20 protein-coding genes are annotated in these 16,531 nt (G+C 32.9%); 18 read left to right on the top strand and 2 right to left on the bottom strand.

Annotated elements, in window-relative coordinates:
* Nucleotides 1–66 precede the first annotated feature (66 nt).
* The 17 genes from RBU59_RS07555 (at nucleotide 67) to RBU59_RS07475 (ending at nucleotide 13,593) form a co-directional block, all read left to right on the top strand.
* Nucleotides 67–819, top strand: coding sequence for a hypothetical protein (locus RBU59_RS07555; protein WP_308147269.1), 753 nt, complete (start codon nucleotides 67–69; stop codon nucleotides 817–819).
* Between the two features lie 481 nt (nucleotides 820–1,300).
* Complete coding sequence (locus RBU59_RS07550; RefSeq protein ID WP_308147268.1) at nucleotides 1,301–2,020, top strand: HAD family hydrolase; 720 nt, start codon at nucleotides 1,301–1,303, stop codon at nucleotides 2,018–2,020.
* Between the two features lie 151 nt (nucleotides 2,021–2,171).
* Entirely contained in the window at nucleotides 2,172–2,702 is a 531-nt protein-coding gene (locus tag RBU59_RS07545; RefSeq protein WP_308147267.1) for a GNAT family N-acetyltransferase, read from the top strand.
* A 178-nt stretch (nucleotides 2,703–2,880) separates the two neighbouring features.
* The gene (locus RBU59_RS07540) at nucleotides 2,881–3,489 is read left to right on the top strand and encodes a class I SAM-dependent methyltransferase (RefSeq protein WP_308147266.1); all 609 of its coding nucleotides are present in this window, start codon (nucleotides 2,881–2,883) and stop codon (nucleotides 3,487–3,489) included.
* A 207-nt stretch (nucleotides 3,490–3,696) separates the two neighbouring features.
* Entirely contained in the window at nucleotides 3,697–4,794 is a 1,098-nt protein-coding gene (locus tag RBU59_RS07535) for a helix-turn-helix domain-containing protein (protein ID WP_308148557.1), read from the top strand.
* A 268-nt stretch (nucleotides 4,795–5,062) separates the two neighbouring features.
* On the top strand, nucleotides 5,063–5,866 hold the full coding sequence (locus tag RBU59_RS07530) for a SagB/ThcOx family dehydrogenase (protein ID WP_308147265.1): 804 nt from the start codon (nucleotides 5,063–5,065) through the stop codon (nucleotides 5,864–5,866).
* A 352-nt stretch (nucleotides 5,867–6,218) separates the two neighbouring features.
* A complete protein-coding gene (locus RBU59_RS07525; RefSeq protein ID WP_308147264.1) occupies nucleotides 6,219–6,923 on the top strand; it encodes a helix-turn-helix domain-containing protein in 705 nt (234 codons plus the stop codon).
* A gap of 5 nt (nucleotides 6,924–6,928) precedes the next feature.
* Nucleotides 6,929–7,159: a hypothetical protein gene (locus RBU59_RS07520; RefSeq protein WP_308147263.1), complete on the top strand. Its 231-nt coding sequence runs from the start codon at nucleotides 6,929–6,931 to the stop codon at nucleotides 7,157–7,159.
* 41 nt (nucleotides 7,160–7,200) lie between these two features.
* Nucleotides 7,201–7,698, top strand: a complete 498-nt coding sequence (locus tag RBU59_RS07515; RefSeq protein ID WP_308147262.1) for a GNAT family N-acetyltransferase — start codon at nucleotides 7,201–7,203, stop codon at nucleotides 7,696–7,698.
* A 112-nt stretch (nucleotides 7,699–7,810) separates the two neighbouring features.
* Entirely contained in the window at nucleotides 7,811–8,416 is a 606-nt protein-coding gene (locus RBU59_RS07510) for a lactate utilization protein (RefSeq protein WP_308147261.1), read from the top strand.
* A 139-nt stretch (nucleotides 8,417–8,555) separates the two neighbouring features.
* On the top strand, nucleotides 8,556–9,014 hold the full coding sequence (locus tag RBU59_RS07505; protein ID WP_308147260.1) for an HIT family protein: 459 nt from the start codon (nucleotides 8,556–8,558) through the stop codon (nucleotides 9,012–9,014).
* A gap of 129 nt (nucleotides 9,015–9,143) precedes the next feature.
* Nucleotides 9,144–9,668 (top strand): GNAT family N-acetyltransferase, encoded by a 525-nt coding sequence (locus RBU59_RS07500; RefSeq protein ID WP_308147259.1) that lies wholly within the window; start codon nucleotides 9,144–9,146, stop codon nucleotides 9,666–9,668.
* 244 nt (nucleotides 9,669–9,912) lie between these two features.
* Nucleotides 9,913–10,296: a VOC family protein gene (locus RBU59_RS07495; RefSeq protein ID WP_308147258.1), complete on the top strand. Its 384-nt coding sequence runs from the start codon at nucleotides 9,913–9,915 to the stop codon at nucleotides 10,294–10,296.
* Between the two features lie 325 nt (nucleotides 10,297–10,621).
* Nucleotides 10,622–11,188, top strand: a complete 567-nt coding sequence (locus tag RBU59_RS07490) for a class I SAM-dependent methyltransferase (protein WP_308147257.1) — start codon at nucleotides 10,622–10,624, stop codon at nucleotides 11,186–11,188.
* A gap of 474 nt (nucleotides 11,189–11,662) precedes the next feature.
* Entirely contained in the window at nucleotides 11,663–12,160 is a 498-nt protein-coding gene (locus RBU59_RS07485) for a VOC family protein (protein WP_308147256.1), read from the top strand.
* Between the two features lie 38 nt (nucleotides 12,161–12,198).
* Entirely contained in the window at nucleotides 12,199–12,957 is a 759-nt protein-coding gene (locus RBU59_RS07480; protein WP_308147255.1) for an SAM-dependent methyltransferase, read from the top strand.
* A gap of 66 nt (nucleotides 12,958–13,023) precedes the next feature.
* Nucleotides 13,024–13,593, top strand: a complete 570-nt coding sequence (locus tag RBU59_RS07475; protein WP_308147254.1) for a 2-phosphoglycerate kinase — start codon at nucleotides 13,024–13,026, stop codon at nucleotides 13,591–13,593.
* 331 nt (nucleotides 13,594–13,924) lie between these two features.
* Here RBU59_RS07475 and RBU59_RS07470 read toward each other — a convergent pair whose 3' ends face one another.
* Nucleotides 13,925–14,515 (bottom strand): hypothetical protein, encoded by a 591-nt coding sequence (locus tag RBU59_RS07470; RefSeq protein ID WP_308147253.1) that lies wholly within the window; start codon nucleotides 14,513–14,515, stop codon nucleotides 13,925–13,927.
* Nucleotides 14,505–14,987 carry an RNA polymerase sigma factor gene (locus RBU59_RS07465; RefSeq protein ID WP_308147252.1) on the bottom strand — a complete coding sequence of 161 codons (483 nt, stop codon included), beginning with the start codon at nucleotides 14,985–14,987 and terminating at the stop codon, nucleotides 14,505–14,507. The genes RBU59_RS07470 and RBU59_RS07465 overlap by 11 nt, the downstream gene beginning before the upstream one ends.
* A gap of 259 nt (nucleotides 14,988–15,246) precedes the next feature.
* On the opposite strand from RBU59_RS07465, the gene RBU59_RS07460 reads away from it, so the two are divergent.
* Complete coding sequence (locus RBU59_RS07460; protein ID WP_308147251.1) at nucleotides 15,247–16,320, top strand: hypothetical protein; 1,074 nt, start codon at nucleotides 15,247–15,249, stop codon at nucleotides 16,318–16,320.
* Nucleotides 16,321–16,531 lie beyond the last annotated feature (211 nt).

Here is a 16,531-nt window from a genome sequence, read left to right as displayed (position 1 = left end):
AATAAATTTGCTTTAGTTGGAGATTGTGAACAAAATATCATTTATATGATTGGGGACTTAATTAAAATGTGGAAGATGGTATTGATATTAATATTAACAGTATGTGGAGACAAATATAGAGAGCTATCAGAATCAACACTTTTTGCCAAGAGTGAAACAACACAAATTATTTTGCCGTCTGACACTGTGAAAGATACCGCCGTTAATGATGAATTCCAAGCTTTTATTGAAAGATGGAAACTTACCGGTCTTTTACCAGAAGGCCGTACAATGACAACAGAACAACAGGATGAATTTATAAAATATTTTCAGCAATTTGATGATGTCACACGAAATTATATAATATTACTTTTACAGGGGATAGCTGCAGATACCATAACTTTAGACGAAGACACGAATGACCATACACACGGTGTTTATCTTATGCTTTCCAGTTATTGCTTATATGACATGAATCAGAATGGAATTCCAGAGTTTATATTAAAGACAGGTGGCTGTGAGGCTGCATATAAATATACGGTTTATACGGTTGTTAACGATAAACTTATTAAATGTGGAGAACTTAGCGGTAGCCATTCCAGTTTGTATACCAATGGTTCTGGCAGATTTGTGCGGTATGAGGGTCATATGGGGGTATATAATATTGATGTATCAACATTGGAGGGAACAACACTCAAAACACAAAAAATTGCAGACGGTGTGCTTGACTACGGGAAGAATGAGGATTATCCCAAACTGGATAAATATAACTACGGAGATTATGATCAGTCTATGTCGTTTCGTGAGATACCTACTCTTTTTCTTGTTCCGGCAGGCTGATGAAAATTCAGTTAATCCTATAGCAGTACCACCCCATTTAAGCATAATCTGCAGTTAGGGTACTCACATTCTTTCACATTAGCCCAGATATATTAATAAACTATTAAGCCATAAATTTCTAAGTAAGCGGCTATTTCGTCGTCGGGAAAGAAATCTGGACAAGTGTATAGATATATAATAACAGAATTAAAAATAAAACGCAGGGATATTGTTAATCTAACGATGTTCCCTTTTTTTGTAGATTCTTAAGCAATTAAGAGTCCAATAAAAGAAAGAATACAAAAAATAATCCCCCTGTTCTTACCTGAACGATGGTTTTTGACAATTAAATTATGAGAGACGATGGAATTGGAATAAATAGGTAGAGATAATGTGGTTATGGTGGTATAATATGAGCAATGATTCATTGTAGGATTCAATGGAGAACTGAAAATTTTGCAGTAATGCAGTGATAAAATAGAATTTACATAAGGAGATGTTGATGCAGAAAGTTATTCTTTTTGATTTATACGATACAATATTAAAAGATAAATCGTTTGAATTTGATAGAGGTTTGAAATATTTACATACGCTTTTCCAACAAAGTTGTTCATATGAGGAGTTAATTGAATATTCAGAAACATTCATACCTTTTTATGAGGAGAGAAAAACGACAAACAATGAAATTTCATTTATACGTGATGATTTTCCAATGTATTGCAAAAATTTTGATGTGAATTTACAAGTAGATACGGAAGTACTTGATTATCAAATTATGAACGAAATGCAGGAGGAGTATTTAGAAGATGAAACACGAATCACAATAGAAAAATTACATGCTCAGGGAATAAAAATGTATATACTTTCAAATAGTATTTTTCTTTCTTCCTCTAATAAGCACTTATTAAATGACTTTGGAATAGGTAAATATTTTATTAATTTATTTTCAAGTGCAGATTTCGGAAAAAGGAAACCTGATAATAGTTTTTTTGAATATGCTATATCAATAATATTACAGGAAAACCCCAAAGTATGTAAGAAAGATATCGTTTATATGGGTAATGATTATAAGACCGATGTTATAGGCGCTTTGAACGTCGGTTTGAAAACGATTTGGTACAATGAAAAAGAACTGATTAATGCTAAGAATCTGGATGTTTGTAGCATATCAAAATTTAGTGATATCTTAGATGTGAATACCCACAATTATATGTTCATGTAACTTGCTCGTTAGAAGAAATACTGCGCAAGGATTATGTGGACGAATATATTTTAGACAAGTTTAAAAATCCTGCAGATATTCCTACATTCAATGAAATAGATGTTTTTTACTGTAATACTAAGATAAAATTTGAATATATGGAGATGAGTAAATGGAAGAAATTAAAGTAATCAGACCATCAATAGAATATGGTGATGATATAATGCAGTTTCGTAAAGAGATTTTAGAAGCTAACGATAAGGATTCATTTGCAGGATGTGGTAGTTTAAGACAATGTTCAACTATTGAAGAATGGCTTAATATTCTCGCTGAAAAGGAAAATATTGAAACTTGTCCAACTGGAAGCGTCACATCAAATACATATATTGCAGTTCGTATTTCTGACAACAAAATAGTTGGAGTAATCGACCTTAGACATCATATAAACCATCCTATTTTAGGACTTTGGGGAGGTCATATGGGTTACTCTATACGCCCTTCCGAAAGAAATAAGGGGTATGCAAAAGAAATGCTAAGACAAAACTTAAAAAAATGCAAAGATCGATGTATGGATAGAGTTATGATTACTTGTAACCGGGATAATCTTGCAAGTGAGAAAACTATCATTGCCAATGGTGGGATTTATGAAAAAGAAGTATACATTGATGGAGAGTATATAAAAAGATATTGGATAACTATATAATGGCACAGAACATATCCTATGCATTAAATAATTCCATTTGTCATCATTGGAGATTACGAACAGTGATTACACTCACCTTTGTGAAAGTGATATGTAAAATGATATTTAGTTGGTTCGTATACGTGGAGCAATTGTTTAGCAAATACTAAATATGCATTAAGATTGGAAGGTACAATTAATGATTATAACAGAAATAAAGGGCATAACACTCAAATTTGAGACGGATGATAAATTATTTTCTCCATCGGCAATTGATATGGGAACAATCACTATGTTAACTCAAATTGAATTTCAAAGTACTGATAAAATTCTTGATTTAGGCTGTGGATATGGCGTTGTTGGTATTTTGGCAAGTAAACTAATTGGTGAAAACAATGTAACATTGTGCGATTTTTCTGATGATGCAATCAGATTATCGCGAATTAACGCAGATATAAACGAAGTACCAGATTTAAAAATAATTAAGAGTAATGGTTTAGAAAATATCATAGACAATGATTTTACATTGATTCTTTCTAATCCACCTTATCATGTTGATTTTTCTGTACCAAAACAATTTATTGAAATGGGGTTTAAAAAACTTACAATTGGTGGAAAAATGGTAATGGTTACAAAACGTAAAGATTGGTATAAAAATAAACTCACATCTATTTTTGGAGGTACTAAAGTAATCAATTTAAATGGCTATTATGTATTTATCGCAGAAAAGCGTTTAGCACATATTCCTATAAAATCTATGAATACAAATCACTTATCTAAAAAATTACAACGAAAACAAAGAAAATAATATTTACCTCGTTGTTATCATCGATTACGGAATGATCATTACATATAAAAAGTAGAGAATTTTAAGAATATCTACCGTTAGTTGATAGCAAAGTCAAAAAGTTAAACCGTCAATCCATTGCACTGGTTAGTTTTTAGCAGTAACATGAAACTAAAAGACAGGAGGAATTCAAATGATTGACAAACTTGAGGTTGGTAAAAGAATCATCTGCGTAAAAATCTAAATTATTCGCAAGCGGAACTTGCTGAAAAACTGGATGTAAGTACACAAGCTGTATCAAAATGGGAAACAGGGGCTTCCCTTCCAGATATTGAAAAATTATTGAATATTTCATGGATTTGCAATACCTCAATCAATGCAATTCTTGAAGGTGATAATTTTTTTGATGAAAATATAAATATCGACAGAGGTCTTATGCACTTGAATAAACTTCTTATTTGCCCTAAATGCAAAAAGCAAATGAAGTTAAAAATACAGAAAAATGATACTTTGATATATGAATGTGAAAATAATCATCAATACTATGTGGTTGATGGAGTAGTCGACTTTAGAACAAGAGAAATATCCGGCGAACAATGGTCTTTGAGCTATCGTAATTACGAAGAATACATGCATGAACAATACGGGCCGTGTAATCCAAACTATAACAGAGGTTTAAATCAATCTGAGGTTATTTGGGAAAAAATATCAGAACTCCGTCCGCGAGTTATACTTGATATCGCTTGTGGAACGGGTCAAGGAATAAAACATCAAATAAAACGTATAAATTGGCCCGTAATAATTATTATGGTCGATTTAAGCCACCGCATTTTAAAATGGAACAAAATATTCTACTCAACCGAATGGAAAAATCCTTATGTTGAAATGATCTATCTTGCCTGTGACGGAGCTAACTTGCCAATTCTAAGCGAATCTGTTGATCTTGTGTTCTCATATTCCGGTTATGAAAGTATGCAGGCAAAAATGTTAGATGGTTTTCGTGAAGCAAACAGAGTTTTAAAAAATGAAAAACATACTATTTATAATAAATCCGTTATTGAGAGTTTTGAAAGCGAAAATTCAAAAAAATGGATGAATCTTCTTCTTGCTTCTGTTAATGAAGAAGAAAAGGAATGGTGGAAGAGTGAATTTAATGATATGGAGCATTGGCTTAATATCTGTATATCTTCAGGGTTTTTAGAAAATAAAAGTATCCAAATCTATGGGGAGCTTCCTGCTCCCGATTGTGAAACATTTCCTTTTGAAAATGAAATGGCTCAATGGATGGCTGAATATATTTTTATTTCTAAAAAACTTAGAACATAGGGCTGTGAATTGATAAAGTCTTTGTCAAAAGACTATTCACTTATGGAACTAGCAAATTTGGAATTGGATGTATTAGAAAGCAGGTTAGGAGAAATGTATGCGATGGTCTAATAATTCTGTGCAGTGGAGAAAAAGGAAAATGTAATATTTACAAATATATAATTTCCTTACACTTATATTATAACATAGCCATTTAATTAAAAACAGACTGTTTTTAGCATGAAAATACGCCTATAATCATATTATCCATAATTTGGGAGGCGATGAGTTGTATCAAGATAATAGGGATTTTATGAAATCACAAATGAGTAATGAAGATTTGATTGCTACAGCTGATATTGCGAAAGGGATTCCACAACCAGTTTTCGAGAAAGAATTTTCGAAAGATGCTATTGTTTTATATCTACCTAAGATTTCAGATGACAATGCTCCGAAAATGACACTCTATAATGCTATAAGGGAAAGAAAAAGTAGAAGAACCTATGGGCAGCAAGCACTTTCATTACAGACACTTTCTTTTTTGTTGTGGGCTACACAGGGAGTCAGAGATATTGTGCCTGGATATTTGAGATATATGAAAGACGGTTCAGGCAGGAACTATTTAAGGACAGTTGCAACTGGTGGATGTATTAATGCTTATGATACATATTTAGCTATACTTAATGTAGAGGGTATGAAGAGCGGAATATGGCGCTATCTTCCGGTGGAACATTATTTGGTGATGGAAGATGAGATTCCTGATTTAACTGATAAGATGGACATGATATTCTCGAATGGTTCACAGAATCAGAATTATACTACACTGGCTGGAGTTGTATTTTTTTGGTGTTGCACTCCTTATAAAGGTGAATGGAGATATAAAGGAACTGCACATCGATTGATGCTTATTGACGTTGGACACATTTCTGAACAGTTATATCTAGCAGCTGAAGCATCAAATTGCAGTAATTGTGCAATAGGGGCTTTTCAACAAAAAGAGGCGGACAAGTTACTAGGATTAGATGGAGAAAGGCAGTTTACGGTTCTCTGTTCAGCAGTAGGCCTAAGGGCAGATTTAAAAGTAATGGATTAATAATTCTGTTCCTATATTATTATCTAGCAGAGCTTAACTATAAAAAATAAGTGGGGTTAAGTATGAGGAAAGTAATTATTATATTAACTGTAGTCAAAGACGTTATTCTTCAGGATTTATGCCCATATAGCATGGATGTTAGTATGAAGAAAATTCAGTGATGAAATAGTATAATGATTTCATCAACAAATTTAAATCGTAGCAAAGATTATTTATAAATTAAAGAGATAATCTAATCTTGAAATCCCGCAACTTGAAGTTGCTGTATTTATTTATAAAGAAACATAAGGTTGGTGGAATATATACTATTCTTGATGTAAGCTTGTTTCAACTTTTATAAAGGAGAAAAATTATGAGTTTTGGACAGAATATTCAATTTTTAAGGAAAATGAGAAACAAGATGACACAGGAAGAGTTGGCAGAAAAACTTGGAGTCAGTAGACAAACCGTATCGAAGTGGGAGTTGGATGTGATGTATCCAGAAATGGATAAAGTTATCGAGATATGTAAGTTGTTTTCTTGTAGTATGGATGAATTAATACGAGAAGATATGAATGTGTGCGACGAAGCTTATTCTGATATTCGAATGGAATATGTAGAGCCATTCAGATATATTAGATATGCAGTTGTTAGCACAGAACCAGAAGATGATGCCATTAGTCATGTGAAAAAATGGGCAGATATATTGAAAATAGGCACTCCGGAAATTATTGGCTGGGATTTTCCAGTTTTATCACAGGAGCAGATAAATGTGTTTAATATGCATGGTTATGCCGCTGCATTGGTATTGCCAGATAATGTAGCACAAACTGCTGATACAATGGATGTTGTTAGCCAAGAAAAACAAAAATATATCGTTATCACAATAAAAAATCCAATAATAGCACCATTTCGTTTAATTCCAAATGCGTACAAAGTGTTGATGACACATATGCATGTTAATGGAATAAGTCATAAAGAGGATAAAAAGCTTATCTCATGTTTTGAAAAAGAATATGATATAGATGGAATTCCATATATGGATGTGTATATTGCAGTTGAGGAAAAGGATTCATAATAAATATGGAAAATAAATATAAAAATACAAATGAATATTTATATGAAGACATCGCTATGTGGGAAAAAACAGAAGGCGTTAAATTCATGAAGTCAATGCCATTAAATGGAAATGACAGCCCGCGGATATTAGATTTTGGCTTTGGTTTTGGACAGTATCTTTTTGCTGCAGCATACGCATATCCCAATGGCATGAGGAACTTTATTAAACGAGCTTTCATTATATCCATGAAGTAAAGAATGGTATATAGGAAATTTAAATATTTGGAGATTATAATATGTATTTTAGACTAGCAGAAATGCAAGATTTAGAAGAAATTTTTACTATTGTTAAATCAGCCGTCAAAAATATGGAGGCAAATGGAATTTACCAGTGGGATGAACTCTATCCCACCAGAAAAGATTTTGCCAACGACATCGAAAAAAAACAATTATTTATCGGGCTAAAGAATCAAATAATTGCTGTTATTTATGTTATCAACGAGGAATGCGATGCGGATTATAGAAATGGAGCTTGGGAGTATCCTGACGATGAATATTGCGTAATCCATAGATTATGTGTAAATCCTGAATTTCAACATCAGGGAATTGGGAAAATAACTCTTGAATATGCAGAAAAACAAATGATAGACAGGGGATATCAATCAGTCAGATTGGATGCTTATTCTAATAATCCATTTGCCTTAAAATTGTATTCAAAAGCTTTTTACAAAAATGTAGGATATGCGGAATGGAGAAAAGGCAGATTTTTTTTGATGGAAAAGCGAGTTATATGAAAGGTCCATGTTATAAAAAATGCAATATGGTTGGTAACATAATCTTAAATTAATTCCATGGTCTTATGCAGATTATAAAAAGAAAACTTGTATGAATAGGAGTACTACAATTATGGAATTTACAAAAATCAAAAATAGTCTAGAGTGCTTAGGGTATATCGTAAGTGAATTTAATCATGCAGAAGAAGCAACTAAGTATTTATCTAATCAAATGAGTAATAGAACTATTGGAATCGGAGGTTCAGTTACAGTAGATGAAATGAAACTGTATGATGCACTGGTGTCTCATAATGATGTGTATTGGCATATGCGATTACCTGAAAACATGAGTGCCATGGAAGTAAGAAAGAGGGCAAATCTTGCAGATTTTTATATTTCTTCGGTAAATGGAATTGCCGAAACAGGAGAAATCATCAATATTGATAATACTGGAAATCGTGTATCTGCGATCAGTTTTGGACATGATAAAGTTTATTTAATTATTGGCGAAAATAAAATAGCTTCAAGTTATGAAGAGGCCTTAGACAGAGCAAGAAATATAGCTGCACCCCTTAATGCAAAACGTTTAGGAGTAAAAACGCCATGTGCGCTAAAGGGTGATAAATGTTACGATTGTAAAAGCCCGCAGAGAATATGCAGAAATTCTTCTGTATTATGGGAAAAACCTACAGGGAGTGAATATGAAGTAATTTTAATTCATGAAAAACTTGGATATTAGGTTTATGATATTTAATTGAGTAAATCCCACCAAAGTTAAAATCAGTTTGTCTGCGCTCTAAAATCCAGCTAGAAATTAAAAAGCAATTGCTTGTAATGACTGGTACAAGTGCAAAAGTAAAGACGGGGAGGAAATAACAATGGCGTGTAAAATGTGTGAAAGTCAAAAAAATATTTATCAGGATCCATACTTCATTATGGAACTTCAGACCGGATATGTAATCTTAGGGTGGTTTCAACGTTTTAGAGGTTATACTGTGTTTAACTGTAAAGAGCATGGGCCTGAATTGTATAATTTAGAGCGAAACTTCATGATAAAACATCTTGAAGAAATGGCAATTGTTGCCGAAGCAGTAGGTAATATTTTCAAACCGGATAAAATGAATTATGAATTATTAGGAAATGGATGCTCTCACATTCATTGGCATCTATATCCAAGAAGAAAAGGTGATACTCCAATAGTAAGTTCTGTGTATCAACTTCCTGATTCTGTTCTATTTGATGAAACAACACGACCTTCCGATGAAGAACGTGAAGATTTAAAACAAATGATTAAGAGTGAAATAGATCAGTTACTTGCCAAAGGAGTAAATAGATGAATTAATGCAACTGCTCATTATATTTATGTAAGTTATATAAGTCAAATGAAGAAAAAATATGATTATACTTATTTTGAATAAGTTGGTATTACATAGAAAAGAAAATCTTGAATTTGCAGGAGAAGCAAAATGGGTTATATGTTTGAAACAGAGCATTTAAGAATCAGAAAATTCGTGTTTAAAGATGATCAACGCTTATATGAAAACCATTTGGAGGCAGAAGTGAAACAATGGATTCCCAATGAAATTTATAGCAATATTGAAGAAACACAAGGGGCAATCAATTTCTATGTTAATTGTGTGAATAACAAGCATTTACCTTATGTACTAGCTGTCGAGTCAAAGGAAACAGGTGAATTGATAGGCGATACAGGAGTAAATGAAGTTGAAGGAAAATCAGGTGAAGTAGAAATAGGTTACGGAATTTGTAGCAAGCATAGCGGAAAAGGCTATGCTACAGAACTTTTAAAGGCAATGACAGAGTTTATAGTTGAGACTTTTGAAATAAAAGTTTTATATGGCCGAGTTATGCATGGGAATGATGCTTCTGTAAGAGTTCTTGAAAAGAATAGTTATGAATTTGTCAAAGAAGAATTTGGAGCAGAAGATGATCCTAATGGCAATGGTATGTTGATTTATAAGAAAGAATTCTAATTTGCGATTTAAAGTAAATTTCAACTAATATTAACGATATTTGTTCTGAACGAGATATTTATGAGGATAAGGATTCTAGTGGTAAATATATTCAAACAAATTATACAGAAAATAAATTTGCGAAAATGGAAGATGCCATTACAAAAGGGATTGATGGATTAATTAAACTTCTAAAGGATGATAAGGCAGCTATAAAAATTGACGCGATGAATATATATTAAATATCATAAAGGAGAAATTATGTATGGAAAAATTTATTTATTCAATACTTGCGGTGTTTCCTACACCGAATATCGAAGAAACCGCTAAGTATTATAACGAGATTATGGGATTTAGAATGGTTAAATATTTAGATGTAAAAGAACCCCACATATGCCTTTATCGTGATAGTGTGGAAATAGTATTGACTAAGGCTAATGCCGAAAAAGTCTACACGAATAGGGAACTATACGGTTATGGGGAAGATGCTTATTTTATTACAGACAATCAAGAAGCATTACAAAATGAATTTATAAGTAAAGGAGCTAAAATTGTTAGTCCGCTCAATATGACAGATTATAATAATATGGAATTTGTGTTAGAAGATATAGACGGACGATGGATTGCTTTTGGAATGAAACAAAAATAACTTTCCGCAACTAAGCATAATCAGAAGTTATCCACACTACCCATTATATTTATGAAGTAAAGCATCATACAGGATATATGAAATTGCAGTATATATTGAAATGAACTTTATTTATTTTGTATTCACAGAATGCACTTTTGGGGAGGGTTTCATAGTTATGGATGTAATTGTTTTCGATTACAAATGTCTTTTTGTTATTTGCCATGGATATCAGTAATATATTACGATAAAGCTGTGTAGTCTCATTTATGTCCACTGGCATAATATTCATTTTATTAACAGGATAATGCAAATTAAAAATAACTTATTAGGTTGGTGTGCGATTATGGATGAAATACCTTATTATTTAGCATATGAAAGTCGATATCAGAAAGTATTTTCAGCCGGTATTGAAAGATGGGGACATGCCCCTGACGATAAAGTCCTATTTTCAACTCTTTCAAAATGGGTTGAAGAAAACAAGCTTCAAGATAAAAGGGTCATTGAGTTTGCTTGCGGTGAGGGTGCGGGCGGCGAAATATTATCGAAGCTCGGATGTATTTATCATGGTGTGGATATAGCCCCATCAGCGATTATAAAGGCAAAAGCTGCAATAAAACAATATCCACAAGCTACGGTGTCATTACTTGATATGGTAAATGATCCAATACTCGAAAAATATGATGCTGCTATTGATATAATGGGCTTTCATATGCTTATTCTTGATGCTGACCGAATGAAATATCTAAAAAATGCTTTTAATTGTTTTGAAAATGATGCACCTATGTTATTCTTCCGACAATCTTACAGAACTACAGCTACAGAAGAAAAAATTGAAACAATGGAGCAATGGTTACATATCACCAAGAGTTATAGAACCAATGAATTCAAGATTTACAAATTGAAAATCTAAATGTTCTTGTGAACGGCTTATATCAAGTGAAAGAATTGAATAGATCCACACGATATTCAAGTACAGTATTTTGCTACGATAGAATATGTGAAAATAACGTAAAGTTGATTTAGTTTGTATTGAATATCCTAATCCTTATGCTGATGTGCGTCTGGAATCGGATTACAAGCGTAAATACGCCCTTGAATGTGATTTGACCTTCTGGGCAGTGCAATTTTTATATCTCTGCGGTTCTGCCGACTCTCTATAATGGGTAAATGATATAACTTTATATGATATTGCAGAGTATATTGGGAAAGCAAATGCTAATAATGCGGCTGAAGAAGTAAAAGCCATGAAAGGACTATTAAAAAATGATGTAGTAATACATGGTGATTACTGCCTACCCAATATTTGAATTACCAATATTTATGAAATAAAGTATTCTCATTGTATTTATCAAAATGGGTCGTGTTAAGGAATAGAGATTCGTAGTTGTTACAATTGGGAATCAAAATTTTTACAATCAATAAAACAGATAAATTAGAAATTATGGGAGAAGAAAAAATGGGATTAGGTATTGGAGTATATGTGAAAAATAGTGCGAAAGCAGTTGAACTGTATCAACAGGTATTTGGATTGAAATTGGGGTATCATGTAAAAAATCCAGATGGTTCCTTTTATCATTCAGAGCTTTCTAGAAATGGAGAATGCTTTTTATCCGTAGTGGAAGCATCAAGGGATAATGTAAATGAGAGTTTAGTTCAGCTAGGTTTCGAATTTGGTAGTCCGGAGGAAGTAAAACGTGCCTATGATTTACTAAAAGAAGGAGGAAAAATTGATATGCCGATAGGGGAGCTGCCCTGGAGTCCTTGTGCGACTTCAATCGTTGATAGATTTGGCATATGGTGGTATTTATCTGCAGCTTCACATCGTCCACCAGAAGATTTTGATTACTGGAATGGTAAGCCGTTATCTACAGGTACTATTTGAGAATAGATGCATCATAATAAGCGGAAGGACACATTGATATGAGTAATAATTCTGATTGGTATAAACAAGGATGGTCTCTGGATATCATGAATCAGTCATGGACCGAGAATACAGTGGCACAGGTAGATTTCATAATTGATAAGATGAGACTTAAGGGGCATGAACGAATTCTGGATCTGGCATGTGGTTATGGCAGGCATGCGCTGGAGTTTGCAAGAAAGGGATATGAGGTTGTAGGTGTTGACATTACGGTTGACTTTGTGAACTATGGAAATGAGCAGGCCAAAAAGGAAGGGTTAAATGCCGAATTTATTTTATCTGATATTCGGGAGGTTTCTTATGAAAATAAGTTTGATGTAGTCCTAAATATGGCAGATGGTGCTATAGGATACTTAGAGACCGATGAAGAAAATATGAAGATATTTAAAGTGATTTCAAGGGCATTAAAGCCAGGCGGCCAGCATTTTATGGATATCGTAAGCGGAGATTATGCGGATAAACATTTTCCGTGCAAACTCTGGGATGCAGGTGATAAGGCATTGACATTATCACAATTCAATTGGAACCGGGATACCAGAGTTATGCTTTATGGACAATTTGATTACAAGTACGGAGAAGTTTTACCCAAACCTGAAATGACCCCTTGGGCACCGACAAGATTATATACGATTGATGAAGTAGCAGACATCATGAAGTTAGTAGGAATGACCTTTAGAGAGGCTTATGCGGATATAAATGGAACACCCGCTGATGCAAACAGTATTCAGATGATGGCATTTTCACAGAAAAAAGTTTGAAATATTGGCAGGGATGTACGCGTGGTGTAGGAGACAGTCACACTAGGATATTAGAAGGAGATAGCGATGGTTATATTAATTGGAGGGGTTAGTTGTACAGGAAAAACATTGATGGCTCAAAAATTACTTGAGAAGTATAAGATTCCATATCTGTCGATAGACCATATAAAAATGGGGCTGATTCGTGGAAATAAATATTGTGATTTTTCTGCAACTGATGACGATGATGAAATTACAAATAAACTGTGGCCGATAGTAAAAGGTATTATAATGACAAATATTGAAAATGGGCAAAATATTATAATAGAAGGTTGCTACTTGCCACCTGAGCATGTTAATGATTTTGAACCTGAATATTTAAAACAGATAATTACTCTATATATAGGTTTTTCAAAGAGGTACCTTGAAAAGAATTTTATTTCAGGGATTGTCGAACATAGAAGTGAGATTGAGCTGAAAGAATATAATGAACATGATGATTATATGAACTTGGACAATTTTTATAAACTCCACACAAAATTAAAAAAATGCTGTCAGGAGAATAATTCAAAGTTCTTTGAAATCATAGATGATTATGAGGGGGAAATGAACGATATATACATGTGGATTGACAAACAGGTAGAAATATTGCGATAAGAATAACTTTTTATTAATTTTATAATTGTGATATGTAGCGAACTAACATAAAAAGGTAACTGTAACAAATCCATATTCTAAAAGGTTAGACTTATCCAAGATGTTGGGATAAAACTATTATTTATATAAATTTTATAAGCGTGAAATAATAAAGAATAGTGACCATGTAAAAAGTCTGTAAAATAAGAATTGAGGATTGATAACAGGAATTTGTACGTTACTATTCGCAGCTGATATAGGGAGAAAAGCCACATCTGTTAGATCACATCTGTTAGATCACATCTGTTAGATGTGGCTTTATAAGTAAATGTTATTAAATATATTGAAGAGCCTAATTGGAGTTTGATGGAGAAAGGTATTTATTTGGACTTGTGCACCAACCCCCATGATACTTGATTGTCATATAAAGGGTTTCATCTCCATTTGATACTTTTACATAGCAGACGTTATCTTTAAATTTGTCAGTGATATCGATTTTTTGATCATAATAGTATACCCATACAGTACTATCATCTTCGTATTCTACCTCTGGATCATTGAGGTGGTCCATTAACTCTTCATCTGTTAATGCTTGTTCGTTTCCGTCATCATCTATGGAGACACCACCACCATCTGCTTCAATAAGTTCCCCATTTTCATCCTGATAAGACATATTGTAGGAACCATCAGAATTAAATGTTATTGCGGCATCTGTTTGATCACCATGTATCCAAAGCTGGATAGTTCGTTGAATTCCTCCTAGATTAGCAGCATATACAATCCCGCTGCCACCAATAAGTATTAAGCAAACAGCGACAGCAACTGCTACAGCTTTCACTGTCCTTTTTTTATTTAACATAGCCATTTTTTCTACCTCCAAAGAATAGTTTTCGGAGGTTTGTAAAACTGAAAATGCCTGCTTATATTTTTCTTTATTCGTCATCTTCCCATTCCTCCTTTAATTTTTCTTTGAGCAGCATTCGTGCACGGGATAGTCTGACTTTAACATTGCTTTCTGTTATTTTTAGGATATCTGCAATTTCCCGGATATTGTAATCCTCATAATAAAATAGATGAATGACGATGCGGTACTTTTCCGGAAGTCTCATTACTGTTTCAAAAAGGTTTTCGGATTCCGGCGCTTTAAAGGTCAAGGTTTCCATGTAATCATCTAAAGACAATTTATTTTGTCGCCAAAAAGTATGATTCACATTTTTTGCTTTGTTGATTGTCACCCGTATTAACCATGCACGTATGTGCTGCTCATTATCAAAATCTTTTTTTGATAAGTGATACTGAATAAACGTATCTTGAACAACATCTTCTGCATCCACAGCATTTTTGCAAACATTAAATGCTACTGCATATAAGTTGCTCTGATAACGTTCGATCATTTCTTGTATAGGTTGTTTCATGAGCGCTCCTTTAGCTTATGTTTATGAAAGGCCTTTCACTTATAGTACAAATGAAAGAACGGAAAAGTTACAAAAACAAATAAAAAAATATAAAATACCATTATATGACGAAGGCATTAAAAATTATAGTAAATTCGTAAAATATACGGTGATCTGCAAAAATAAGCTTAAACTAATATTTTTTCTAAAAAAGACATGGTAATTGTATTTATTTGACAATCTGATATAATAGATATTACAGTATAATGGAGGATATATCATGGGTTGTCAGAGCGTACTTGACTGGCTTTTTAAAAATGGTAATGCAGTGATTCGCTATAGAATTGCTGATGAAATATGTAAAGATAATATACCGGTAGGTATTTCAGTATTGGAAGAAGAATTATTAAGTAGTAATGAAGTTAAAACATGGCTCTCATATTTCAATCCAAATGAAGTAAGCTTAAAAAATTATCATGGGAGCTTTAACACCTGTTTTGAAAACTGCATGAATAAACTTGTTAATCTGGGATTACATGCAGGCATCAAGGAATTTGATGAAAAGACCTTACCTCTACGAAGATGGTTTTCGAATATGATACAGAAAGAGGAAGAAAAGTGGGATGTATTTGCCATGATTATTTTTGCTGCATCCTTTCTGCTGGCAGGTTACAGGGATGAAGCTATTATAACTTTCTTAAAAAAGAGGTTAATTTATGTGTATGATTTCACACGTTCGCTTGACTATAACCTATATGATAATGAAGAGGTATATGGGGGAATTCCAGTAGCTTTTAGGGGAAGACCTATCATAAAACCTGATTTATATAAAAACGGGTGGTATAAATATCCATTAATATTTGATGTATATGGATTTTCAGCAATGATTGATACTTGCGATATTTGTGATAAGGATAAAATTTATAATATTATAGATTATATTCTTAATACGGAATATCAAGTTTTACCAGATGGATATGGAATACTTTCTGCGCAGGGAAGAAAATATTATTCTATGGGATGGGATGTAAAGCTGCCATGTTTTAATAGTTCGTTTACCGATTTTGATAAATGTGGTTCATTATTATTGCAAAGATTAGAACTTATGGCACATTTTAAAAATGCAGTTAACTCTTGGTGGTTTATTTCTGCTGTTAACTATTTGGAATCTTTTCGAACAGTAGATGGTACATATATATTGCCAAAACAATTTCTTACGGAAAAGGAAGGGTATTGGGTAATGGGGATGCATATGGGACTGGGAGAGAATCGAAGACAACGGCTAGCGAATGAAATTGAATCTACATTTTGGATTCTTAAAATAAAAAAAACAGCCGGTATATTAACTTTATGATTTAGTACTGGTTTTGTGGAATAGCAAGGTGCACGCCGAGAACATAGTTTTTTTGCAGATAGAAGTAATTTTATTTAGAGTGATAGAGAAAGTATGGATAGTGCATTAATTCGAAGAATAATGATTGGAGAATCAAGTAATCAGCATTCGTATATCCAATATGTTTAATGTTTTTTAGTATTTTTATATCTGTAATGGTAGAAAGGATGAA

It is taken from the genome of Anaerocolumna sp. MB42-C2, from assembly GCF_030913705.1.
GTDB lineage: Bacteria > Bacillota > Clostridia > Lachnospirales > Lachnospiraceae > Anaerocolumna.
This window is presented reverse-complemented; position numbering and strand designations above follow the sequence as displayed.

Excerpts from the sequence above, each read along its gene's own strand:
- RBU59_RS07555 (WP_308147269.1), top strand. The coding sequence starts at position 67 with ATGTGGAAGATGGTATTGATATTAATATTAACAGTATGTGGAGACAAA.
- RBU59_RS07550 (WP_308147268.1), top strand. The coding sequence starts at position 1,301 with ATGCAGAAAGTTATTCTTTTTGATTTATACGATACAATATTAAAAGAT.
- RBU59_RS07545 (WP_308147267.1), top strand. The coding sequence starts at position 2,172 with ATGGAAGAAATTAAAGTAATCAGACCATCAATAGAATATGGTGATGAT.
- RBU59_RS07540 (WP_308147266.1), top strand. The coding sequence starts at position 2,881 with ATGATTATAACAGAAATAAAGGGCATAACACTCAAATTTGAGACGGAT.
- RBU59_RS07525 (WP_308147264.1), top strand. The coding sequence starts at position 6,219 with ATGAGTTTTGGACAGAATATTCAATTTTTAAGGAAAATGAGAAACAAG.
- RBU59_RS07520 (WP_308147263.1), top strand. The coding sequence starts at position 6,929 with ATGGAAAATAAATATAAAAATACAAATGAATATTTATATGAAGACATC.
- RBU59_RS07515 (WP_308147262.1), top strand. The coding sequence starts at position 7,201 with ATGTATTTTAGACTAGCAGAAATGCAAGATTTAGAAGAAATTTTTACT.
- RBU59_RS07510 (WP_308147261.1), top strand. The coding sequence starts at position 7,811 with ATGGAATTTACAAAAATCAAAAATAGTCTAGAGTGCTTAGGGTATATC.
- RBU59_RS07505 (WP_308147260.1), top strand. The coding sequence starts at position 8,556 with ATGGCGTGTAAAATGTGTGAAAGTCAAAAAAATATTTATCAGGATCCA.
- RBU59_RS07500 (WP_308147259.1), top strand. The coding sequence starts at position 9,144 with ATGGGTTATATGTTTGAAACAGAGCATTTAAGAATCAGAAAATTCGTG.
- RBU59_RS07495 (WP_308147258.1), top strand. The coding sequence starts at position 9,913 with ATGGAAAAATTTATTTATTCAATACTTGCGGTGTTTCCTACACCGAAT.
- RBU59_RS07490 (WP_308147257.1), top strand. The coding sequence starts at position 10,622 with ATGGATGAAATACCTTATTATTTAGCATATGAAAGTCGATATCAGAAA.
- RBU59_RS07480 (WP_308147255.1), top strand. The coding sequence starts at position 12,199 with ATGAGTAATAATTCTGATTGGTATAAACAAGGATGGTCTCTGGATATC.
- RBU59_RS07475 (WP_308147254.1), top strand. The coding sequence starts at position 13,024 with ATGGTTATATTAATTGGAGGGGTTAGTTGTACAGGAAAAACATTGATG.
- RBU59_RS07470 (WP_308147253.1), bottom strand. The coding sequence starts at position 14,515 with ATGACGAATAAAGAAAAATATAAGCAGGCATTTTCAGTTTTACAAACC.
- RBU59_RS07465 (WP_308147252.1), bottom strand. The coding sequence starts at position 14,987 with ATGAAACAACCTATACAAGAAATGATCGAACGTTATCAGAGCAACTTA.
- RBU59_RS07460 (WP_308147251.1), top strand. The coding sequence starts at position 15,247 with ATGGGTTGTCAGAGCGTACTTGACTGGCTTTTTAAAAATGGTAATGCA.